Source organism: Dokdonia sp. R78006 (assembly GCF_042466145.1).
Lineage (GTDB): Bacteria > Bacteroidota > Bacteroidia > Flavobacteriales > Flavobacteriaceae > Dokdonia.
In genome coordinates this window covers 375,199-399,811 of record NZ_JAXHBU010000001.1, presented here as the reverse complement: position 1 = coordinate 399,811, position 24,613 = coordinate 375,199, and the positions used below count along the sequence as shown (strand labels likewise).

The window sequence follows — 24,613 nt, the reverse complement described above, 5'->3', positions numbered from 1 at the left end:
GTCATGTTAATTGTTGATAACTTGTGATAAATACATAGATGTCATTTGAAAGTTCTTTATCTTTCTCCCTTGAAAAAAATCTAGTGTCAAAACATTGAATACTAGTTGACAATACTAATTGACCCAAATCCTTTCAAAATCATCACGTATGATTCATAAAACTACCAAAACTCAACTTACTGCTTTAATTTTTTTTGTAACGCTTCTATTTTGTTCCTTTCAATTAGAGGCTCAAATTATTGCAGGGACTAACAGGCCAAACCCTGATCCTGCGGGTCCTCCAGGAAACCCAGATGCTATTATAGCCGTAAATGCGGCTCTTGGTGCAGATGGAGTTACTTTTCAAGTACAAGGAGCAGAAGCCTGTATTACAGGAGGAGGGGGGAACAACGGTAGTCCTGGTGAAGATCCAGAATGGAGATTTGACGTTGTTCTCGCAGATCCAGGTAACATATTACCAGTTTCTGAGGATATAGAAATTAGAGTTTGTAGACGTGGGGATTTCGGACAAACCGCTGAAGCAGTTTTTATTTTAGATGAGGATTTAAATCAAGTAGGTATAATTCCTGGTCAAGGTAATATATCTTTTGATTGTACATCGGGCCCAGTTTGTGAAGTAATTACAATTACTTCTTGTGCCTTTAATGCACAAACTGCAGATGGTGTTTTTAGTTTGACATTATATACGGATGGAGCAGCTTCTGGAAATACAGTAGGTGACTTTTGTAATGTTCCGGCAGGTCCTCAGCCAGATATTACACCAGCGGGGTGTACTGGAGATTGTCTTACCTATAGTCAGTCCGTTCCATCTGGAGGTGGTAGGGTTTTTAATAATCAGGCAAATGGAGGGCCTATGGTAAACTCTGTAGCTGTCGCTGCAAATTGCGCATTTATTGATTATTTTATATTTCCAACAGGTGGTCTAGGGTTCACTATTGATGGTACAGATTCTATAGCTCTTGATGGCGAAGATTACTGTGTAGGCGAGTCTGTATTTATACCATCAGCATCTGGAGCTGGACAGCAGTTTACTGTTTCTGTAGACGGAGGTCCTGCGCAAGTCGTTGGAGGTGGTGGTCAAGATGTTAATTATACATTTGCTGCTCCTGGCACCTATGTAATATGTAATGTAATCGATCCAGGTGGATGCGCAGAACAACGATGCACTACTCTTAATGTAATAGGTGCCCCTATTGGTGAAGCGGGTCCAGATGAAGAGATTTGCGAAACTGAATCTACATATAGTCTAACAGCTGCAAACGTAGTGGCAGATAATATATTATGGGAAACTACTGGAGATGGAGCTTTTAATGATGTGTCTGCAACTAATCCAATTTATACGTTAGGATCAGCAGATCAAAGTGCAACCACGATACAACTTTCTGTTACAGTATCTAATACAGACATGATTTGTGATCCTACAACAGATAGTCTTACGCTCACGAGAATAGAAGAAGCAACTGTTGAAGCAGGAAATGATATTGCATTATGTAATGATTTTGGAAGCTACATGCTTTCAAGTGCTTCTATAGGTGGTGGGGCAACTACAGGTCTGTGGACCATTACACAACCAAGCGGCGGTGATGGAGTAGTTAATCCAGCAATAGCAACAGCAAATCCAGAAAGTGCTAGTTTTTCAGCAACTGTTTCTGGCGATTATATATTGACATTAACGACAAACACGGATACTCCATGTCCTGTAATTTTTGACACCGTTACAATCACGGTAGATGAAGCACCTACTGCAAGCGTAGGAACAGAAAAAGCAGCTACGATTTGTTCAATAGATATGTATCAATTTACAGATGGTACTTCTTCAATAGGTGGCACACCATCAGATGTAATAAGTTGGACAACAAGTGGTAATGGTGTTTTTAGTAGTCTCACTGCTGAAAATCCAACGTATACTCCTAGTGCTGATGATATTGCGGCGACAACAATAACCCTAACTAAGACAGTAACTGGAACAGGTGGTTGTGGAGCAACAACCGCTTCTGATGATTTTGTTTTGTCTATCAATACAGATCCAACTGTTGAGGCTGGAAATGACATAACGTTATGTATAGATTTTGCTAGCTACCAGCTCGTGGGTTCGTCTATTGGCGGAGGAGCTACAACTGGTACTTGGACAGTAAGTACAAATCCTGGGGATGGTGCTGTTACACCTAATACAGCTACATCTTCGCCTGATACCGCCAATTTTACAGCAACTACCGCCGGAATTTATGTGTTAACATTAACTACAGATGCAGCGGCTCCTTGTATTCCAGCAGAGGATACGTTAACAATTACTGTGGTCGAACCACAGTTAAATTCTATTCAAGATTTAATTGGTTGCGCAGTATCTGGAGCAGAGCTTAATGCAAATAATGCTATAGATTCTGATCCAAACATATCAGTTGATTGGTATACCACAGCGACTGGAGGAAGTCCAATAGCTGGTGAGCCTGAACTTACTGCTGCAGGATCAATATCTTATTTTGCTGAAATTTCAGATTCGAGTATTCCGTGTACTAACCCTGTAAGAGAAGAAGTGGTCCTTACATTAGTAGATCCTCCGTTTCCTGATTTTGCGGAAGCAGTATGTTCTGGTGAACAATTAAATATCGATGTATCAAGCGTTACACCGTCTTATACTGTTGTGTCATCAGATGAACTGAATGTGCCTGCAGCTGCAAATCGAAATACTCCTTCTGCAGATGATATAACTGATACTTATATAAATAGGACATCTAATAATGTGACTATTACATATACTTTAACCGTGAGTGATCCGGATCCTTGTACAGGTCAAATATTTGATGTAGTGGTAACGGTTGCTCCTGAGCCTGTAGTTTCAAGTACGTTAGATGAGACAGTTTGTAGTGATGTAGTTATTGGGGTGACCTTAGATGTCGAACCTACAAGTACTCCGGCTGCTTCGTATAGACTTGTAAGTATTACACCTCAAGCGGGCTTAGTTCCTGGAGGGTCTAACGCAGTAATTACAGCAGGATTAGCAGCCAATGCAATTGCTAATGATGCGTTTACAAATACTACAGCAGGAGATTTAACGGTAGAGTATGTTGTGCAGGCTACCTCAAATTCTGGATGTGAAGGAGAAACGGAAACAATTACCGTAACTATAGCACCAGCACCAGAAGTGGATGCTGGTCCAGCCTCAGCTGTCATCTGTTATGACGAGATGTATACAGTAACTGGAAGCACATCTAGTAATGGAACGATAATATGGAGTACTAGTGGATCTGGATCGTTCTCAGATAATACAATTGATAATCCAGTATATACTGCGAGCACCTTGGACGTGGATGCTGGTGTAGTGACGTTAACTAAAACAGTAACTGGTGAGGATTCTTGTTCTACAACTAAGGTCTCGGATACTGTTACTTTAACAATCAGTGAAGAGCCAACAGTGGAAGCTGGAGCCGCTGCTTCCTTATGTTCTGATGCTAGTCCTTATACCTTAAGTGATGCTACTATCGGTGGCGGAGCGACTATGGGAACTTGGTCACTTACGACCAGTCCTGCAGGTGGTGATGGAGCATTAAGCTCAACTGCTGCAACAGCTACTCCTGAGACAGTAACTTTTACAGCTACGGTACCTGGAGATTACATACTGACATTAACATCTGACTTTACAGCACCTTGTGTTGCTGCAACAGATATGGTAACAATTACTGTGGAAGATGAGCCAACAGTAGCAGTGGCATCACCAACGGCAACTATTTGTTTTGATGATATGTTTACGGTTGCTGGAAGTACTTCTACCAACGGAACAATTGCTTGGACGACTAGTGGAACAGGAACTTATGACAATGCTACGGCAGAGAATCCAATATACACTGCGAGTACACAAGATGTAAGCGCTGGAGTAATAACACTTACCAAAACAGTAACTGGAACAGGCGCTTGTGCATCAAGTATGGTTTCAGCTTCAATAGCATTAACAATCAGTGAAGAGCCAACAGTGGAAGCTGGAGCCGCTGTTTCCTTATGTTCTGATGCTGTTTCTTATACATTAAGTGATGCTACTATCGGTGGCGGAGCTACTATGGGAACTTGGTCACTAACGACAAGTCCTGCAGGTGGTGATGGTGCATTAAGCTCAACTGCTGCAACAGCTAATCCTGAAACAGTAACTTTTACAGCTACGGTACCTGGAGATTATGTATTAACATTAACATCTGACTTTACAGCACCTTGTGTTGCTGCAACAGATACGGTAACCATTACTGTGGAAGATGAGCCAACAGTAACAGTAGCATCACCAACGGCAACTATTTGTTTTGATGATATGTTTACGGTTGCTGGAAGTACTTCTACCAACGGAACAATTGCTTGGACGACTAGTGGATCTGGTTCATTCTCAGACAATACGATTGACAATCCTGTTTATACAGCAAGCGCACTTGACGTGGATGCAGGAGTAATAACACTTACCAAAACAGTAACTGGAACTGGAGCTTGTGCTTCAAGTGCAGTATCTGCCTCAATAGCATTAACAATCAGTGAAGAGCCTACAGTTGAAGCTGGAGCCGCTGCTTCTTTGTGTTCTGATAATGGTGCATATACTTTAAGTGATGCTACCATCGGTGGCGGAGCTACTGCGGGAACTTGGTCACTTACGACTAGTCCTGCAGGTGGTGATGGAGCATTAAGCTCAACTGCTGCGGTAGCTAACCCTGAGACAGTAACTTTTACAGCTACGGTACCTGGAGATTACATACTGACATTAACAAGTGACTTTACAGCACCTTGCGTTGCTGCAACAGATACGGTAACCATTACTGTGGAAGATGAGCCAACAGTAACAGTAGCATCGCCAACGGCAACTATCTGTTTTGATGATATGTTTACGGTTGCTGGAAGCACATCGACCAACGGAACGATTGCTTGGACTACTAGTGGAACAGGTACCTATGACAATGCTACGGCAGAAAACCCAATATATACAGCGAGTACACAAGATGTAAGCGCTGGAGTAGTAACACTAACAAAAACAGTAACTGGAACAGGAGCTTGTGCTTCGAGTACAGTATCTGCTTCAATAGCATTAACAATCAGTGAAGAGCCAACAGTGGAAGCTGGAGCCGCTGCTTCCTTATGTTCTGATGCTAGTCCTTATACCTTAAGTGATGCTACTATCGGTGGCGGAGCGACTATGGGAACTTGGTCACTTACGACCAGTCCTGCAGGTGGTGATGGAGCATTAAGCTCAACTGCTGCAACAGCTACTCCTGAGACAGTAACTTTTACAGCTACGGTACCTGGAGATTACATACTGACATTAACAAGTGACTTTACAGCACCTTGTGCTGCTGCAACAGATACGGTAACGATTACCGTGGAAGATGAGCCAACAGTAACAGTAGCATCACCAACGGCAACTATTTGTTTTGATGATATGTTTACAGTTGCTGGAAGTACATCTACCAACGGAACGATTGCTTGGACTACTAGTGGAACAGGTACCTATGACAATGCTACGGCAGAAAACCCAATATATACAGCGAGTACACAAGATGTAAGCGCTGGAGTAGTTACCCTAACAAAGACAGTAACAGGAACAGGAGCTTGTGCTTCGAGTACAGTATCTGCCTCAATAGCATTAACAATCAGTGAAGAGCCAACAGTGGAAGCTGGAGCCGCTGCTTCCTTATGTTCTGATGCTAGTCCTTATACCTTAAGTGATGCTACTATCGGTGGCGGAGCGACTATGGGAACTTGGTCACTTACGACCAGTCCTGCAACAGGAGATGGAGCATTAAGCTCAACTGCTGCAACAGCTACTCCTGAGACAGTAACTTTTACAGCTACGGTACCTGGAGATTACATACTGACATTAACAAGTGACTTTACAGCACCTTGTGCTGCTGCAACAGATACGGTAACGATTACCGTGGAAGATGAGCCAACAGTAACAGTAGCATCACCAACGGCAACTATTTGTTTTGATGATATGTTTACAGTTGCTGGAAGTACATCTACCAACGGAACGATTGCTTGGACTACTAGTGGAACAGGTACCTATGACAATGCTACGGCAGAAAACCCAATATATACAGCGAGTACACAAGATGTAAGCGCTGGAGTAGTAACACTAACAAAGACAGTAACTGGAACAGGAGCTTGTGCATCAAGTATGGTTTCAGCTTCAATATCCTTAACGATTAGTGAAGAGCCAACCGTAGAAGCTGGAACCGCTGCTTCTTTATGTTCTGATGCTGGTCCTTACACCTTAAGTGATGCTACTATCGGTGGCGGAGCGACTATGGGAACTTGGTCACTAACGACCAGTCCTGCAGGTGGAGATGGAGTATTAAGCTCAACGGTTTCTACAGCTACTCCTGAAACAGTAACTTTTACAGCTACGGTACCCGGGGATTACGTACTTACATTGACAAGTGACTTTACTGCACCTTGTGTTGCAGCAACAGATACGGTAACCATTACTGTGGAAGATGAACCAACAGTAACAGTGGCATCGCCAACGGCAACGATTTGTTTTGATGATATGTTTACGGTTGCTGGAAGTACTTCTGCAAATGGAACGATTGCTTGGATAACTAGTGGATCTGGATCTTTTACAGATAATACGATTGATAATCCTGTTTACACAGCAAGCGCACTTGACGTGGATGCAGGAGTAATAACACTTACCAAAACAGTAACTGGAACAGGAGCTTGTGCTTCGAGTACAGTATCTGCTTCAATAGCATTAACAATCAGCGAAGAGCCAACAGTAGAAGCTGGGGCAGCTGCTTCTTTATGTTCTGATGCTAGTCCTTATACATTAAGTGATGCTACCATCGGTGGCGGAGCGACTATGGGAACTTGGTCACTTACGACCAGTCCTGCAGGTGGTGATGGAGCATTAAGCTCAACTGGTGCAACAGCTACTCCTGAGACAGTAACTTTTACAGCTACGGTACCTGGAGATTATATATTAACATTAACATCTGACTTTACAGCACCTTGTGTTGCTGTAACAGATACAGTAACCATTACTGTAGAAGATGAACCAACAGTAGCAGTAACATCACCAACGGCAACTATTTGTTTTGATGATATGTTTACGGTTGCTGGAAGTACTTCTACCAACGGAACAATTGCTTGGACTACTAGTGGAACAGGAACTTATGACAATGCTACGGCAGAGAATCCAATATACACTGCGAGTACACAAGATGTAAGCGCTGGAGTAATAACACTTACCAAAACAGTAACAGGAAGAGGAGCTTGTGCATCAAGTATGGTTTCAGCTTCAATAGCATTAACAATCAGTGAAGAGCCAACAGTAGAAGCTGGGGCAGCTGCTTCTCTATGTTCTGATGCTAGTCCTTATACATTAAGTGATGCTACCATCGGTGGCGGAGCGACTATGGGAACTTGGTCACTTACGACCAGTCCTGCAGGTGGTGATGGAGCATTAAGCTCAACTGCTGCAACAGCTACTCCTGAGACAGTAACTTTTACAGCTACGGTACCTGGAGATTACATACTGACATTAACAAGTGACTTTACAGCACCTTGTGTTGCTGCAACAGATACGGTAACGATTACGGTGGAAGATGAGCCAACAGTAACAGTAGCATCGCCAACTGCAACTATTTGTTTTGATGATATGTTTACGGTTGCTGGAAGTACTTCTACCAACGGAACAATTACTTGGACTACTAGTGGAACAGGTACCTATGACGATGCAACTATCGATAACCCTGTTTACACAGCGAGTACTCAAGATGTAAGTGCTGGAGTAGTAACACTAACAAAGACAGTAACTGGAACAGGAGTTTGTGCTTCGAGTACAGTATCTGCTTCAATAGCATTAACAATCAGTGAAGAGCCAACAGTTGAAGCTGGAGCCGCTGTTTCTTTATGTTCTGATGCTGGTCCTTATACCTTAAGTGATGCTACTATCGGTGGCGGAGCTACTATGGGAACTTGGTCACTAACGACCAGTCCAACTGGAGGCGATGGAGCATTAAGCTCAACTGCTGGAACAGCTAATCCTGAAGCAGTAACTTTTACAGCTACGGTACCTGGAGATTACATACTTACATTAACATCTGACTTTACAGCACCTTGTGTTGCTGCAACAGATATGGTAACGATTACTGTGGAAGATGAACCAACAGTTGACGCAGGACCAGCTACAGCTGAAATCTGTGAAGATGAAATGTATACAGTTGTAGGCGGTTTGTCTACAAATGGAACAATTGCTTGGACTACAAGTGGAACTGGTAATTTTTCAAGTACAACAGTTGATAACCCGATCTATACTCCAAGTACTTTAGATATTAATTCGGGATCAGTAACGCTTACTAAAACTCTTACGGGATTAGGTGCTTGTTCTTCTTCAATAGTTTCTGATACTACAGTGCTTACAATTAATTTACTGCCAACTCCAACAATTACAGCTCCATCTAATGTTTGTATAGGAGAGCCAGCACTAGATCTGACTACTGTAGTTTCTCCTGCTTTTGCAACTGGAGGAATAGGAACAACTATTACTATAGATGGTGTAGCAAATACAACCTTTGATCCAGCGATTGAAACTCCTGGTCCACACACAATAGAATATACTTTCGTAGACGCTGTTACTGGATGTACAAATTCAGTTACAACTACGATTATTGCTTGTGCTCCATCACTCGCTCTTGTAAAAACAAGTGCTTATGCAGATACCAATGGTGATGGTGTGGTAAGTCCTGGAGATATGATTGCTTACACTTTTGTGGTGACTAACACAGGTAATGTGACAGTAACATCTATTGATGTAACAGATACTAATTTGACGCCAAGTTTAGTAGGTGCGATTGCGAGTCTAGCTCCAATGGCCAACCAAACACTAACGGCTAGTTATACCATTACTCAGGCAGATGTAAACGCAGGAGAGGTAGTCAATGAAGCAGTTGCTTCTGGTGAGGATCCTAATGGAAATACGGTAAGTGATGATTCTGATTCTGGTAACCCAGCAGATGATTCTGGAGCTGGTGATGATGATACGGTAACACCGCTACCATCTTCTTCAGAGCTTACTCTTGTTAAGAGTTCAACTTTTGATGCAGTTACTAATAGTATTACCTATACTTATATTGTTGAGAATACTGGTAATACTACAGTAAATGATATCACAATTGCAGAGACTACATTTACAGGTACAGGAACAACACCAACGCCAGTTTATTCGGCTGGAGGTTTTGACTTGGATGGTGATGCAGATGCTTTTGATGCTAAACCTGGAGATGTGCTACAGTTTACTGCTACCTATGTATTAACTCAGGCAGATATTGATGCTGGAGTTGTAGATAATGAAGCCCTTGCTAGCGGAACTGATCCAGCAGGAGCGGCAGTATCAGATGCTTCTGATTCTGGTAATGCTGCTGATGATACTGGAGCTGGAGATGATACGACCAGTACATTGATCCCTGCAATGCCAATGATTGAGCTTGTAAAATCAAGTACGTATGTAGATAATGCACCTGCTGGACTTACGGTAGGAGATCAAATCGATTATATATACACGGTTGAAAACACTGGAAATGTAACTGCCAATGATGTTGCTGTAACGGAGACTAGCTTCTCAGGAACAGGAACAACACCTACACCATTATACCAGATGGGTGGTGGAGATCTTGACGGTGACGGTGACTCATTTGATGCAGCACCTAGCGATGTACTTACATTTACTGCGAGCTATATCTTAACACAAGATGACATCAATGCTGGAACGGTAGAGAACGAAGCAACTGCTTCGGCAACAGATCCAAGCGGTAACCCAATAACAGATGCTTCTGATTCTGGTAATGCTGGTGATGATACTGGAGCTGATGATGATGCTACTGTAACGCCACTTCCTGTGGTGAGTGAGATCGCTTTCGCGAAAGCTGTATCGGCACTTACAGATACCAACGGCGATGGACTTTTAGGAGCAGGAGATCAAGTGACTTACACCTTTACAGTAACAAATACTGGAAGTAGTACAGTTAGTAATCTTACTGTAAACGATGCAACGATAGGACTTAGTAATGCAGTGGTAACTCCATCTACATTACAACCTACGGAGATGGGAAGTGTAACAGCAAACTATATCTTAACTCAGGCTGATGTAAACGCTGGAAATGTAGAAAACACAGCAACGGCAACAGGAACAGATCCAAATGGAGCTGCTGTAACCGATGTGTCTGATAGTACAAATCCTAATGATGACGAAGGTCAACCAGGAAACTCAGATGCAGATGCAGATAATACGAATGATCCAACGAACTTACCAATAACTGCAACACCTGCACTCGCTCTTGTAAAAACAAGTGCTTATGCAGATACCAATGGAGATGGAGTGGTAAGTCCTGGAGATATGATTGCTTATACCTTTATGGTGACAAACACAGGTAATGTAACAGTAACATCGATTGATGTAACAGATACTAATTTGACGCCAAGTTTAGTAGGTACGATTGCGAGTCTAGCTCCAATGGCCAACCAAACACTAACGGCTAGTTATACCATTACTCAGGCAGATGTAAATGCAGGAGAGGTAATTAATGAAGCAGTTGCTTCTGGTGAGGATCCTAATGGAAATACGGTAAGTGATGATTCTGATTCTGGTAACCCAGCAGATGAGTCTGGAGCTGGTGATGATGATACGGTAACTCCGCTGCCATCTTCTTCAGAGCTTACTCTTGTTAAGAGTTCAACTTTTAATGCAGCTACTAATAGTATTACCTATACCTATATCGTTGAGAATACTGGTAACACTACAGTAAATGACATTACGATAGCAGAAACTACATTTACGGGTACAGGAACAACGCCAACGCCGATGTATTCAGCGGGAGGTTTTGATCTGGATGGTGATGCAGATGCTTTTGATGCAAGTCCTGGAGATGTGTTGCAGTTTACTGCTACTTATGTATTAACTCAGGCAGATATTGATGCTGGAGTTGTAGATAATGAAGCGCTTGCTAGCGGAACAGATCCAGCAGGAGCTGTAGTAACAGATGCTTCTGATTCTGGTAATGCTGCAGATGATACTGGAGCTGGAGATGATACTACGAGTACTCCAATCCCTGCAATGCCAATGATTGAGCTTGTAAAATCAAGTACGTATGTAGATAATGCACCTGCTGGACTTACAGTAGGAGATCAAATCGATTATATATACACTGTTGAAAATACAGGAAATGTAACTACCAATGATGTGACGGTAACAGAGACTAGCTTCTCGGGAACTGGAACGGCACCTACACCATTGTACCAAATGGGTGGTGGAGATCTTGACGGTGAAGGTGATGCATTTGATGCAGCACCTGGCGATGTACTTACATTTACTGCGAGCTACATATTAACACAAGATGATATCAATGCTGGAACTGTAGTGAACGAGGCAACAGCTTCGGTAACAGATCCAAGTGGTAATCCAATAACCGATGCTTCAGATTCTGGTAACGCTGCAGATGATACTGGAGCTGATGATGATGCTACTGTGACGCCACTTCCTGTGGAGAGTGAGATTGCTTTCGCGAAAGCGGTATCGGCACTTACAGATACCAACGGCGATGGTTTATTAGGAGCAGGAGATCAAGTGACTTATACCTTTACAGTAACAAATACTGGAAGTACAACAGTTAGTAATCTTACAGTAAACGATGCAACGATAGGACTTAGTAATGCAGTGGTAACTCCATCTACATTACAACCTACGGAGATGGGAAGTGTAACAGCCAACTATATCTTAACTCAGGCCGATGTAAATGCTGGGAATGTAGAAAACACAGCAACGGCAACAGGAACAGATCCAAATGGAGCAGCTGTAACCGATGTGTCTGATAGTACAAATCCTAATGATGACGAAGGTCAACCAGGAAACTCAGATGCAGATGCAGATGATACGAATGATCCAACGAACTTACCAATACCTGCTACACCTGCACTCGACCTTGTAAAAACAAGTGCTTATGCAGATACCAATGGTGATGGTGTGGTAAGTCCTGGAGATATGATTGCTTATACCTTTGTGGTAACAAACACGGGTAATGTAACAGTAACATCGATTGATGTGACAGATACTAATTTGACGCCAAGTTTAGTAGGTACAATTGCGAGTCTAGCTCCAATGGCCAACCAAACACTAACAGCTAGTTATACCATTACTCAGGCAGATGTAAATGCAGGAGAGGTAATCAATGAAGCAGTTGCTTCTGGTGAGGATCCAAATGGAAATACGGTAAGTGATGATTCTGATTCTGGTAACCCAGCAGATGAGTCTGGAGCTGGTGATGATGACACGGTAACTCCGCTACCATCTTCTTCAGAGCTTACTCTTGTTAAGAGTTCAAGTATAGACATTGCGTCAAATACAATTACTTATACTTATACTGTTGAGAATACTGGGAATGTAGCAGTATTTGATATAGTACTTGTTGAAACGGCCTTCTCAGGAACTGGTGCTACGCCTGTACCTGTATATACAGGAGGTGGAGTTGACATAGATGGCGATGCAGATGCCTTTGATGCAAATCCAGGAGATATGCTTTTCTTTACAGCTAGCTACTTGCTAACGCAAATTGATATTGATGCTGGAGTAGTTACAAATCAAGCTGAAGTAAATGGTACATCTCCAAATGGAACGACAGTATCTGATGAGTCTGATTCAGGTAACGATGGTGATAATACTGGTAATGATAATGATCCTACTAATACATTTATACCTCAAGATGCAAGTATGAATCTTGATAAGATTGGAGTTCTTGACGATGGAGGTGATGGATTACAAGCTGGTGATATTATTACATACACATTTACTCTAACAAATACTGGAACAACAACAGTTACAAATCCGGTACTTACAGATCAGTTACTTGGAGGTGTTATTGCAGGTCCTGATTCGGGAGATGTAGGTAACGTGTCTGTTCTTGATGTAGATGAAGTGTGGATTTACACAGCGACCTACGCATTAACACAAGATGATGTAGATGCTGGAATGGTCGTGAATACAGCAACTATTGCTGGAAGCGCACCTAACGGAGAACCTGTGGTAGACACATCTGATGATCCGAACGATAACACTAACGTTGATCCTAATACAGATGGTAACCCTGATGACCCAACAATTGTTGATTTCGGATGTATGCCTAATATTTCTCTCTTTAAAGAAGATATTGCATTTAGTGGTGACGTTACAAACCCAGTCCCGGGTGATATTATAACGTTCCAATTTACAGCGGTAAACACAGGGAATATCACACTTTTAAATGCGGAAATATTTGACGCGCTGCTAGGTGGTTTCGTTGGTGAATTTGAAGAGATATTAGTTGGACAATCTCTAACAACCACACAGACCTATACTATCACGCAAGATGATATTGATACAGGTTATGTGCTCAATACTGCATTTATTGTTGCAGACCCCGTGGGAGCAGATTGTGATGAAGTAAGAGATGTTTCTCATGATAGAGACTTTGCAACAAGTGGAGTTGATTCTGATGGAGATGGTGATCCTTCTAATGATGTTCTAGTAGATTCTGATGGAGATGGAGATCCTGATAACGATACGGAAGTATTCTTACAGCAAAATCCAGTAATTGTTATAACTAAAACGTTCGTTTATTTAGACACAAATGGTAATGGCTCTATAGACTTGGGTGATCAATTACAGTATAACTTTGTCGTAGTTAATAACGGAAACGTTACTATTACAGACGTTGTTGTAAATGATCCATTATTAGGTGGTATTGTTGGAGTGATTGATGTACTCACACCTTCTGATACAGGTAATGTAACTGCTACTTATAACTTAACACAGGCGGATATTGATACAGGAAGTGTTACTAATACAGTCACGGCTATTGGTAATGATCCATTTGATAACGATGTTACCTCTGCAGATACAGTTGTATTTGATATAGATGATATGGGAGGTATTGCTTTAGTAAAAGCAGCCCAGCTACAAGACACGAACAATAGTAACACCGTAGATGTGGGAGATGAAATCTTATATACGTTTACAGTTACTAATACTGGGAATGTAACAGTCACTAATGTTGAAATAAACGATAGTACAATCGGACTAAGTAACCTACCTATTGTGCCTAGTACATTGCAGCCTGGAGAAAGTGGAATTGCAGTAGCTGCATATGTCCTTACACTAGATGATATCATGGTAGGAATGATTATAAACTCGGCAGAAGCAAGTGCGATAGATGCAATGGGGCAGCCGCTTACGGATGTGTCGGATAGTGCTAATCCTGCAGACGATACTGGAGCAGGAGATGACCCTACGGTAACAATGTTTGAAGTAGCTAATATTTCTTTACAGAAAATGGGAGAATACATTGATACTAACCTCAATAATATAATAGATCAAGGTGACCGTATTGATTACATGTTTACTGTGACAAATACTGGTAACACACCATTGTTTGACGTAAGTGTCGACGATAGCTTAGTAGAGGTAGATGGAGGTCCAATTGATCTCGCAATAGGGGAGACTGACAGTTCTACATTCAGCGCTAGTTACGTTCTTACTAATGAGGATGTGGCCAACGGAAGTGTATTAAACACAGCTACTGTAACTGCAAGAACTGCAAATGGAGCCATTGTAACAGATGTTTCGGATGATCCTACAAACCCTACAGATAATGATGAGAATAATGATGGTGAACCAGATGATCCTACTATTACAGTATTAGATGTAGAACAAGATTTGGAAATATTTAATGAAATTTCTCCAAATGGTGATGGTGTGAATGAAACCTTTGTTATTCAAGGATTACAAAATTATCCTAACAACGTTCTTCGCATTTATAACAGATGGGGTAATATCGTTTTTGAAGAAGCAAACTATAAAAATAACTTTGATGGTACTTCAAATGGTCGAGCAACCGTTGAAAGAGGGGAGAAACTGCCAGTAGGAACATATTATTATCTTCTAGACCTTAATGATGGAAGTTCAGGTCGTGCAGGATGGTTATATATAAACAGATAATTTAAGGTGTATAAGCACTAAAAATAAAAAGTATGAATGTAAAGCTTAGAGTATTAATAGTAGGTTTAGTAGGTCTATCCTTCCAGACGCTATTTGCGCAGCAAGATCCCCAGTTTACACAATATATGTACAATACATTGAGTGTAAATCCAGCATATGCTGGATCTAGAGGTCATGCTTCTGCGATTGGGGTGTTGAGATCGCAATGGGTTGGTCTTGATGGAGCTCCTAGAACACAGACTTTTTCCTTAGACACTCCAATTGGTGAACATGTAGGTCTTGGTCTGGCAATAGCAAACGATGAACTCGGTCCCTCTAAGGAAACGTATCTAGATCTTAATTTTTCTTATACGATAATGACTTCAGACACTCGTAAGCTTTCATTTGGGTTAAAAGGAGGTGGGCGTTTCTTAGATATTGATTTTTCTAAGGGTAATGCTCAAAGTCAAGATGTCCTTTTTCAAAATAATGTGAGTGAATTTTTACCTACTCTAGGAGCAGGTGTCTACTGGCATAATGATCGTAACTATCTTGGGTTTTCAATCCCAAATTTATTTACAGATCAAACCTATGATGATATACAGCAAACTGTAGCTGCCGAAAGACTTCACTTATTTATAATAGGAGGTATTGTTACAGATCTTAGTAGTACGACAAAATTTAAACCAGCTTTCCTTGTAAAGAGTGTTACGGGAGCTCCACTCATTGTGGATTTATCTGCAAATTTTATGTTTTATGAAAAGCTGAGATTAGGGCTTTCTTATAGATGGGATGATTCTGTAAGTGGTCTTGCAGGATTCCAGATAACACCACAGCTACTGGTAGGGTATTCTTATGATTATACTACTACAGAACTACAGCGATTTAATACTGGAAGCCATGAGATTACAATGAGATTTGATCTTATCTCAAAAACAAAGAAAATTAAATCACCTCGTTTCTTTTAAATTATAAATAATGACAAAGAATATTACGATACTTCTGCTACTTTTTTCTGTCTCTCTCTTTGCACAGAAAACATATAAAAACGCAGATAAGCTATTTGAACAAATGCGCTATGTTGAAGCGGCAGCTGTTTATGAGAAAGCAATAGATAGAGGAGATAATTCTATGGTTCTTCTGCAGAAGGCTGGAGATTCATATTACTTCAATACTAATATGGAGGAGGCTTATAAGTGGTATGATCTGCTTGTGAGTCAATATAGAGATGAAGTCGATGCCGAGTATTTATTTCGATTTGCACACTCACTACAAGGTGTTGGGGATTATAAAGCGGCAAAAAAATGGATGAAAGCTTTCGCGAAAGCGTCAACTAAAAATGATAAACGTATTGATGATTATGCTCAGAAAGAACGCACTCTGGCAGATGTGCTAGCGATTCCTGCGCAATTTGAGCTTAAAAACTTATCAATAAATACAGCGTATTCAGATTTTGGACCTGCATATTATGGAAATAAACTTGTCTACTCATCTGCTGTGGATACGTCTTATTATATCAAAAGAAGGTATCATTGGAACGATCAGCCATTTTTAGATTTTTATATAGGACAAATAAATGCTGCCGAGAATGAAGTAAAAAGAGAAAAAATATTTTCTAAGGTTATAAATACAAAATATCACGAGGCTACAATTGCTTTTACTAATGATGGTAATCGTATTTACTTTACTAGAAATAACTATGATGGAGATTTAAAAAGAGGAGAGGATGGAATTAGCCATCTCAAATTATATACTGCAGTTAGGAATGACAGTCTAGATAGAAAGGACGACTGGAGTGATGTGCGTGAACTGCCATTTAATAGTAAGGATTACTCTACGGGTCATCCTACGCTTAGTGAAGATGGTAGTAAACTTTATTTTGTATCAGACATGCCAGGAACAATAGGCGCTACAGATATATTTGTGGTAGATATATTGGGTGATAGTACATATTCTACACCTCGAAATCTAGGCCCTAAAGTGAATACATCAGGAAGAGAAATGTTTCCTTTTATTGCAAAGGGAGTGATGTACTTTGCTTCGGATGGACATTTAGGTGTTGGTGGATTAGATGTTTTTGAAAGTAATATGGATAATGATTTATTCTCAGATCCTCGTAACCTTGGTAAGCCACTTAACAGTAAGTTGGATGATTTTGGTTTCATTATTAACGAAGAAGGAGAGCAAGGCTTTGTATGCTCAAACAGAGAAGGAGGAGTAGGCGATGATGATATTTATGCAATACAACGTATTGCTCCTGAAGATGTTGTAGACGATTGTAAACAACTTGTTAAGGGGTATGTGATTAACGCACGTACGCAAGAGCGTATAGCGGATGCTACAGTTTCTTTATATGGGGAGAATGGAGTTAAGCTTTCTGAAACCGTGAGTAAAAGGAATGGTGATTATGTATTTAATTTTGACCTTGACTGTGCTGAGCAATATGATATAAAAGTGAATAAATTAGGGTACACTCCTAATTCAAAAAATATTGTTACTTCTAGTATCTCATCAGAAACTGTAGTTCCCTTAGACCTTGAAACGCTAAGTGAACTTATTGTGGAAGATGACGGTCTACTTAAAATTAAGGTTGGAATTATATTCTTTGATCTCAATAAGGACTACATACGTCCAGACGCTGCTATGGAGCTCAATAAGATTGTAACACTGATGTCTCAACAACCATCTATAGAGATTAGAATAGAATCTCATACGGATGCCCGCGCAGATGATAATTATAATATGGAGCTCTCGCAAAGAAGGGCTATATCAACCAAAAATTACTTAATAAGACAAGGAATAGCAAAGGAGAGAATATTGTCTGCTCAAGGCTTTGGAGAAACGCAATTGCTTAATGATTGTTTTAATGGAGTGCAATGCGATGAAGTGCAGCATCAAATTAATAGAAGGTCAGAGTTTATTATAGAGAAAATGTAAGTATTCAAAAACATACTATTAGTTATTATAAAGAAAAGCTCTCAAATAAAATTGAGAGCTTTTTTTATGCTTTGTTAAGAACTAGTATTTTCCAATTTTACAGGTGTTTTTGTAAGTAAAAAACTCAAGATATAGAACAGACTATTTATTTTTTCACAATAATGAGGTGTTTCTATTAAAAAAGTATCAAGGTAGTAAGAAATTACAGCATACTTTCATATACTTGCTATCTCAAAAGATTTCACAATAACGTGAAGTAATTATTTTGTGATAGAATTAGAAGTATTTCATGCGAATTTTAGCGAAAGCACGCTACTTTAGAGATTACATACTAAAATAATTGTAATTAAAATAAGACGATGCTTTTCTATATTTGTTACAGTTAATCTAATTAATTACTATATTTAACCCTTTACTAATTTAAACTTTAAGATCAAGAGCAATGAAAAAATTATTCTCTATCATGGCAATTGCCGCTGTAGTAGTGTTAAGCACATTCACAGCAAACGCCAGTAACGCACAAACAACCCTTCCAGTACAAATCCAACAAATCGTTGCGAATGTAGATTCTGGTGCATCTTTTCAAGATGAAGCCGTAGCAGAAGAGCTTTCTTTTACGCAAGATTTGAAAAAACGATTCATTGAAGGAGGTCCTGGATTCATGGGGATTGTACTTTTATGTCTTATTTTAGGACTTGCAATTGCTATTGAGCGTATTATATATCTTAACCTAGCATCTACTAACACTAAGAAGTTAGCTCAAGATGTTGAAGATGCATTAAATAGTGGTGGTGTTGAAGCTGCAAAAGAAGTATGTCGTAACACTAAGGGGCCTGTTGCTTCTATCTACTACCAAGGTCTTGACCGTGTAGATGAAGGAGTAGAAGCTGCTGAAAAAGCTGTTGTAGCTTATGGTGGTGTTCAAATGGGACAACTTGAAAAGAACGTATCTTGGATTTCATTATTTATCGCACTTGCACCAATGCTTGGTTTCATGGGTACGGTAATCGGTATGATTCAAGCCTTTGATAGAATTGAAGCAGCGGGTGATATGAATCCAGCTCTTGTAGCAGGAGGTATTAAAGTAGCACTTCTTACAACAGTATTTGGACTGATTGTGGCTATTATTCTTCAAATATTCTATAACTATATTATTGCAAAAATTGACAGTATCGTAAACGATATGGAAGATGCATCAATCACATTGATGGACATGCTTGTACGTTACAAGAAGTAATATATAGTAATCTTAAAAATTCATACATATTATGGGATTACATAAAATTTTAAAACTCATTGTTGGTATCGTAGGTATCGTAGCACTTGTTGTTGCTGGTATGGTATGGGCAAACAATGAAGCCATCGTAGGTGGTGACTCACAGAACCTTGTTGATATCATGATTCTCCTTGCATGGATAGTTATAGGTATCGCAGTAATACTCGTAGCGATTTTTGTTATCAAAGGTCTATTTTCGGGTAACGCAAAGAATACACTAATAGGTGCCGGAGCATTCTTGTTAGTAGTTGCTATATCTTACTTCGCTGCAAGCGGAGCAGAAGAAGTTGCAATGAAAGACGGAGAAATGCTATCTGCTAGTGGTTCACAATGGGTAAGCGCTGGTATTAATGCATTCTTTATTCTTGCGGCTGTCGCAATTGTATTAATGATTATTTCTGGAGCTAAGAAACTTGTAAATAAATAATTATGGCTAGGAGAAATGCACCAGAAATTAATGCAGGGTCTATGGCAGACATCGCATTCTTACTACTTATCTTCTTCTTGGTAACTACTACCATTGAAAAAGATAGAGGTCTAGTAAGAGCGTTACCGCCAGAGCAACCTGAGAATGTGGAGCCTCCTATCATAAAAGAAAAGAACCTTTTTGTTGTTATTGTAAACAATGAAGAACAGCTTTTGGTTGAAAATGAGCCTATGGAGATGAAAGATCTTCAAGCAGCAGCCATTGCTTTCCTAGATAATGGGGGAGTGCCGAAAGGACAAGAAGGGTATTGTGACTATTGTCAGGGAGAACGTAATCCGAGTTCATCGGATTATCCTGATAAGGCTATTGTTACTGTAAAGAGTCTTCGTGAGTCATCTTACGAGTCTTTTATTACAGTTCAAAATGAGCTAGTAGGAGCATATAATTTCTTACGTGATAGAGAATCGCAACGTTTATACGGGTGGAAGTACACCGAAGTAAGTAAAGCGATAGATGAAGGTGTTTTTAAGGGTAACGAAGATGCAACTGAGAAAAAACTTGATATTATCAAGAACATGTATCCTCAGAAGCTTTCTGAAGTAGACCCTAATAACTAATATAAAAACAATAACAATATGTCAAAATTTAGAAAAGGCGGTGCTAAGGAATTACCAGCAGTAAATACTGCTTCCTTACCAGATATTGTATTTATGTTATTATTCTTCTTTATGGTTGCTACGGTGTTACGTAAAAATGACGTCAAAGTAGCTCAAATTTTACCTTCAGCAGATCAAACTGAGAAGCTTAAAAAGGATCGAAGTGTATACATCTTTGCTGGTACTCCAGGAGAGGGATATAAGAACCTTGGTACAGAAGGGAAAATACAAATTGGAGACAAGTTTGTAAACATAAACGAAGTACAACCAGCAATACTCGAAGAGCGTGAAAAGCTTAGAGATGAGCTTAAAGACCGTGTAATGGTTGCCTTTAAAGTAGATAAGGAAACTAATTCAGGTTTGGTATATGACGTAAAGCAGGAGCTTAGACAAGCAAACATGCTTAAGGTAATTTATATTACCACACAAACGGATGATGCTGTAACGCAATAGTCCTATATTAAATTAGTAAAAAAACGTCTTGAGGTAACTCAAGGCGTTTTTTTATTTTCAATACTCATTGTCATTTCTCTTATATTTGTTACAAATTCTTCCACTTGAAATACTACCTATTTTTAACCATTTTATTTCTCACTATTGGTCTTATGGCTCAAGAGGAAGCTATTTCGTATGAGGAGGAGGTTGATTCCTTGTATAGAGAAGATCAAGTCTATGTAGGTGTTACATTTAATTTATTAAGTAATAAACCAGCAAGCTTTAGTCAAAATGGTCTTAGTGCAGGAGTACAAGTTGGAGTTATTAGAGATTTTCCTATCAATAAGCGCCGCAATGAGGCAATTGGTGTAGGAATAGGTCTTGCCCTTGATACGTATAATCAAAACTTGTTTATAGGTGAAGAAATTGCGGGTGAGGTGACCAATTATGAAATCCTTGATGATCAGATTAACGAAGAAGTAAATAGATTTACTACATATACTCTTGAGTTTCCACTTGAATACAGATGGCGTACATCTACACCAACCAAGTATAGTTTTTGGCGTATACATGCCGGAGTAAAATTAGGTTACTTATTCAGGTTTAAATCTACTTTTCAAGATGCTACTTCTGATATTGTTCGTACAGATTTACCTGAGATAAATAACTTCCAGTACGGACCATCATTCTCTTTCGGGTACGGAGCTTTTAATTTCCAAGGATATTATGGTTTGAGTACGTTGTTTAATGACGACGCGCAAATAGATGCCGATAACGTTAACCTTCAGGTGATTCGTTTGGGATTAGTTTTTTACTTCTTATAAGGGTACGCTTTCGCGAAAGCGCTACAATACTACTACTACTATTATTATAGCCAATAGGGGTAAACTAGAAACTGCGAAGCGGCACCTATAATAAATCCAATAATAAGTTCAATAGGAGTGTGGGCTTTTGCATCGAGTCTTGATGTAGCTGTTGCGCCACAAGCAAATATCCCGACTGCAATCCAGGGAAGCATGTTTGAGCCATAGTGAAGACTGAGTCCTATAATAAAGAATAAAACTCCCGAGAGTCCGATCATGTGAAGACTTGCTTTAAACTTAAAAAGAGATAGTAAGAATGCTCCAGAACTAGCTCCTAAAACTCCAACAAAAAAAAAGTAAAGTGCGGGAATCTCATAACCGTCAAATATTAATCTTATTAATATGAAGATGAATACTATCTGCATAAGTAGCGGCCATTTGCGCTCCCTTACATCCTTGAGGTGTATGTTTGAGACTAATTGTAAATTTTTAAGCATATAGAAGCTTAAAATGGGTATTACGGTAGTCATTATGGCAGCTGCAAATATCTTAGAGTAAATAAACTCTTCATTGAAGTACCTAGGTGAAATGTAGAAGTAATACAAAACACCACTCAGCGGCATAAACAGAGGGTGGAAAATATAGGAAAAGCTACGTATGAGGAATTTCATTAAATCTGTTTACGTAATCTCGCTACTGGAAGATCTAGTTGCTCACGATATTTAGCTACCGTTCTACGTGCAATAGGGTATCCTTTTTCTTTTAAAATGCCCGCAAGTTTATCATCTGTAAGAGGTTTGCGTTTATCCTCTTCCTCGATAACCATTTCTAAGATTTTTTTAATCTCACGTGTAGATACTTCTTCACCTTGATCATTTGTCATACTCTCAGAAAAGAACTCTTTAATAAGTTTTGTTCCGTAAGGTGTGTCTACATATTTACTATTTGCTACCCGAGAAACGGTGGATACATCCATCCCAATTTCTGTAGCGATATCTTTCAATATCATAGGTCTTAAGTTGCGCTCATCACCAGTTAAGAAGTATTTTTCTTGATAATGCATGATGCTACTCATAGTGACAAAAAGTGTTTGCTGTCGCTGTATAATGGCTTCTATAAACCATTTGGCTGCATCAAGTTTTTGCTTAATGAACATTACCGCATCTTTCTGTGCTTTGGTGCGCTCCTTAGATTCTTTGTAACCTTTAAGCATGTTACTATAATCTCGAGAGACCTTAAGTTCTGGGGCGTTACGTCCATTTAATGAGAGTTCTAGCTCGCCATCTACTATGCGTATGGTGAAGTCTGGAACAACGTGCTCTACTATTTTTGTGTTACTAGAGTATGATCCTCCTGGTCTTGGATTAAGGTGTTCTATCTCATTGATAGCATCTTTAAGTTCCTCTTCTGTTATGTGGAACTTAGCCATGAGCTTTTTGTAATGCTTCTTGCTAAAATGGTCAAAAGACTTTTCAAGAATATCAACAGCTAGCGATACAGATTTTGTAGCTGGCTTTCTATCTAGTTGTAGCACCAGACATTCTTGTAAATTACGTGCGCCCACCCCTGCTGGGTCAAGATCTTGCACTTTAAAAAGCATTTTTTCTATAACCTCTTCAGAGGTGTAGATGTTTTGTGTAAAAGCTAGATCGTCCATAAGATCTGCTAGCGGACGTCTCAGGTATCCTGCTTCGTCTAGAGAGCCTATAATAAATTCGGCCACCTCGCGCTCTTCAGAAGATATTCTTACGGTATTGAGTTGTGTTTTTAGATATTGGTTAAATGAAGTTCCAGAAGCATAAGGGACTTGTTTGTCCTCATCATCTGCGCTGTAATTATTTGCGCTCAGGCGATACTCTGGGATTTCATCATCACTTAGATAATCATCCACATTAATTTCAACTTCTGGCGCTTCATCAAAGTCATCTGTATTGTCAAACTCTTCAAAATCATCTTGAACTTCCTCCTTGCCGCTATCTAGAGCGGGATTTTCTTCCAGCTCTTGTTTGATTTTTTGTTCAAACGCCTGCGTAGGAAGTTGGATAAGCTTCATCAGCTGGATTTGCTGAGGAGAAAGCTTTTGCGAAAGTTTAAAATTAAGTTGTTGTTTTAACATATAAAAACGAAGTTACGAAAAAGCAGTAGACAGTGATGAGAAATATATGTTAAGCAAAATTTTAATTAATAGAAGGTTTGCTCTCTTATATTTGAGATTTTAAATCGTATTTGAGGTTTGGAATTGTCTTAATTTTAAAGCGTGTTTACTACTTTTCTAATCGCTACAAGATTACTTAATAATTGCTCAAGATATGCAAGATCAAGCATATTTGCTCCATCGCTTTTTGCATTTGCAGGGTCAAAGTGTGTTTCAATAAACAATCCATCCACGTTATTCACAATACCAGCTCTGGCTATAGTTTCAATCATATCTGGTCGTCCACCAGTAACGCCGCTTGATTGATTAGGTTGTTGTAAGGAGTGTGTCACATCAAGTACCGTAGGAGCATACTGCCTCATCGTAGGTATTCCTCTAAAATCTACAATCATATCTTGGTAGCCAAACATAGTACCACGATCTGTAATCCAAGCATTTTCATTGCCAGTGTCATGAACCTTTTGTACAGCATGCTTCATCGATTCTGGAGACATGAATTGTCCCTTTTTTAGGTTTACTACTTTTCCTGTTTCGGCAGCAGCGACTACAAGAGAAGTTTGTCTTACCAAAAATGCAGGAATTTGTAAAACATCTACATATTGTGCTGCGAGAGCAGCATCAGAACTTTCGTGAATGTCTGTTACAGTAGGTACATCAAATTCTGCAGAAACCTTTGCTAAAATCTCAAGAGCTTTTTCATCTCCTATACCCGTAAAACTATCTACTCTGCTACGATTTGCTTTTCTAAAACTCCCTTTAAAAACATATGGTATTTTTAGAGTGTCGGTAATTTTTACCACCTTCTCTGCAATGCGCATTGCCATATCTTCTCCTTCTATAGCACATGGGCCACATAGTAGGAAAAAGTTATTGGCATCTGTATGTTTTATTTTAGGTATGTTAGAAAGTTTCATCGTTTAGTTTTTAATTGTTTCCTGGATTTTTCTCAGGAATAA

11 protein-coding genes are annotated in these 24,613 nt (G+C 39.7%); 8 read left to right on the top strand and 3 right to left on the bottom strand.

Translation table 11 applies throughout. The annotated features are described in order from the left end of the window. Positions 1-148 precede the first annotated feature (148 nt). The 8 genes from SJY37_RS01855 to SJY37_RS01820 all read left to right on the top strand — a co-directional run bounded on the left by SJY37_RS01855 (position 149) and on the right by SJY37_RS01820 (position 21,523). Positions 149-14,989: a gliding motility-associated C-terminal domain-containing protein gene (locus tag SJY37_RS01855; protein WP_379952735.1), complete on the top strand. Its 14,841-nt coding sequence runs from the start codon at positions 149-151 to the stop codon at positions 14,987-14,989. Positions 14,990-15,021: 32 nt separating this feature from the next. Then, positions 15,022-15,936 carry a type IX secretion system membrane protein PorP/SprF gene (locus SJY37_RS01850; RefSeq protein ID WP_108876941.1) on the top strand — a complete coding sequence of 305 codons (915 nt, stop codon included), beginning with the start codon at positions 15,022-15,024 and terminating at the stop codon, positions 15,934-15,936. A 10-nt stretch (positions 15,937-15,946) separates the two neighbouring features. Then, on the top strand, positions 15,947-17,905 hold the full coding sequence (locus SJY37_RS01845) for an OmpA family protein (protein ID WP_379952734.1): 1,959 nt from the start codon (positions 15,947-15,949) through the stop codon (positions 17,903-17,905). Positions 17,906-18,347: 442 nt separating this feature from the next. Next, a complete protein-coding gene (locus SJY37_RS01840; RefSeq protein ID WP_041295665.1) occupies positions 18,348-19,142 on the top strand; it encodes a MotA/TolQ/ExbB proton channel family protein in 795 nt (264 codons plus the stop codon). Positions 19,143-19,173: 31 nt separating this feature from the next. Next, complete coding sequence (locus SJY37_RS01835; RefSeq protein ID WP_379952733.1) at positions 19,174-19,608, top strand: hypothetical protein; 435 nt, start codon at positions 19,174-19,176, stop codon at positions 19,606-19,608. A 2-nt stretch (positions 19,609-19,610) separates the two neighbouring features. Further along, positions 19,611-20,225 carry a biopolymer transporter ExbD gene (locus SJY37_RS01830; protein ID WP_013751253.1) on the top strand — a complete coding sequence of 205 codons (615 nt, stop codon included), beginning with the start codon at positions 19,611-19,613 and terminating at the stop codon, positions 20,223-20,225. A gap of 18 nt (positions 20,226-20,243) precedes the next feature. Beyond that, positions 20,244-20,717 (top strand): biopolymer transporter ExbD, encoded by a 474-nt coding sequence (locus tag SJY37_RS01825; RefSeq protein WP_013751254.1) that lies wholly within the window; start codon positions 20,244-20,246, stop codon positions 20,715-20,717. Between the two features lie 104 nt (positions 20,718-20,821). Further along, positions 20,822-21,523, top strand: coding sequence for a porin family protein (locus SJY37_RS01820; RefSeq protein ID WP_379952732.1), 702 nt, complete (start codon positions 20,822-20,824; stop codon positions 21,521-21,523). Positions 21,524-21,567: 44 nt separating this feature from the next. Here SJY37_RS01820 and SJY37_RS01815 read toward each other — a convergent pair whose 3' ends face one another. From SJY37_RS01815 to kdsA, 3 genes are all read right to left on the bottom strand, one after another. Beyond that, positions 21,568-22,173 (bottom strand): hypothetical protein, encoded by a 606-nt coding sequence (locus SJY37_RS01815; protein ID WP_298329070.1) that lies wholly within the window; start codon positions 22,171-22,173, stop codon positions 21,568-21,570. After that, entirely contained in the window at positions 22,173-23,618 is a 1,446-nt protein-coding gene (gene rpoN, locus SJY37_RS01810; protein WP_013751257.1) for an RNA polymerase factor sigma-54, read from the bottom strand. Before rpoN ends, SJY37_RS01815 begins: the two co-directional genes overlap by 1 nt. Positions 23,619-23,752: 134 nt before the next feature. Beyond that, positions 23,753-24,571: a 3-deoxy-8-phosphooctulonate synthase gene (gene kdsA / locus SJY37_RS01805; protein ID WP_298329066.1), complete on the bottom strand. Its 819-nt coding sequence runs from the start codon at positions 24,569-24,571 to the stop codon at positions 23,753-23,755. Positions 24,572-24,613: the final 42 nt, after the last annotated feature.

Bases quoted from the DNA above. Each gene is read 5' to 3' on its own strand.
- SJY37_RS01855 (WP_379952735.1), top strand. From the start codon at position 149: ATGATTCATAAAACTACCAAAACTCAACTTACTGCTTTAATTTTTTTT.
- SJY37_RS01850 (WP_108876941.1), top strand. From the start codon at position 15,022: ATGAATGTAAAGCTTAGAGTATTAATAGTAGGTTTAGTAGGTCTATCC.
- SJY37_RS01845 (WP_379952734.1), top strand. From the start codon at position 15,947: ATGACAAAGAATATTACGATACTTCTGCTACTTTTTTCTGTCTCTCTC.
- SJY37_RS01840 (WP_041295665.1), top strand. From the start codon at position 18,348: ATGAAAAAATTATTCTCTATCATGGCAATTGCCGCTGTAGTAGTGTTA.
- SJY37_RS01835 (WP_379952733.1), top strand. From the start codon at position 19,174: ATGGGATTACATAAAATTTTAAAACTCATTGTTGGTATCGTAGGTATC.
- SJY37_RS01830 (WP_013751253.1), top strand. From the start codon at position 19,611: ATGGCTAGGAGAAATGCACCAGAAATTAATGCAGGGTCTATGGCAGAC.
- SJY37_RS01825 (WP_013751254.1), top strand. From the start codon at position 20,244: ATGTCAAAATTTAGAAAAGGCGGTGCTAAGGAATTACCAGCAGTAAAT.
- SJY37_RS01815 (WP_298329070.1), bottom strand. From the start codon at position 22,173: ATGAAATTCCTCATACGTAGCTTTTCCTATATTTTCCACCCTCTGTTT.
- rpoN (WP_013751257.1), bottom strand. From the start codon at position 23,618: ATGTTAAAACAACAACTTAATTTTAAACTTTCGCAAAAGCTTTCTCCT.
- kdsA (WP_298329066.1), bottom strand. From the start codon at position 24,571: ATGAAACTTTCTAACATACCTAAAATAAAACATACAGATGCCAATAAC.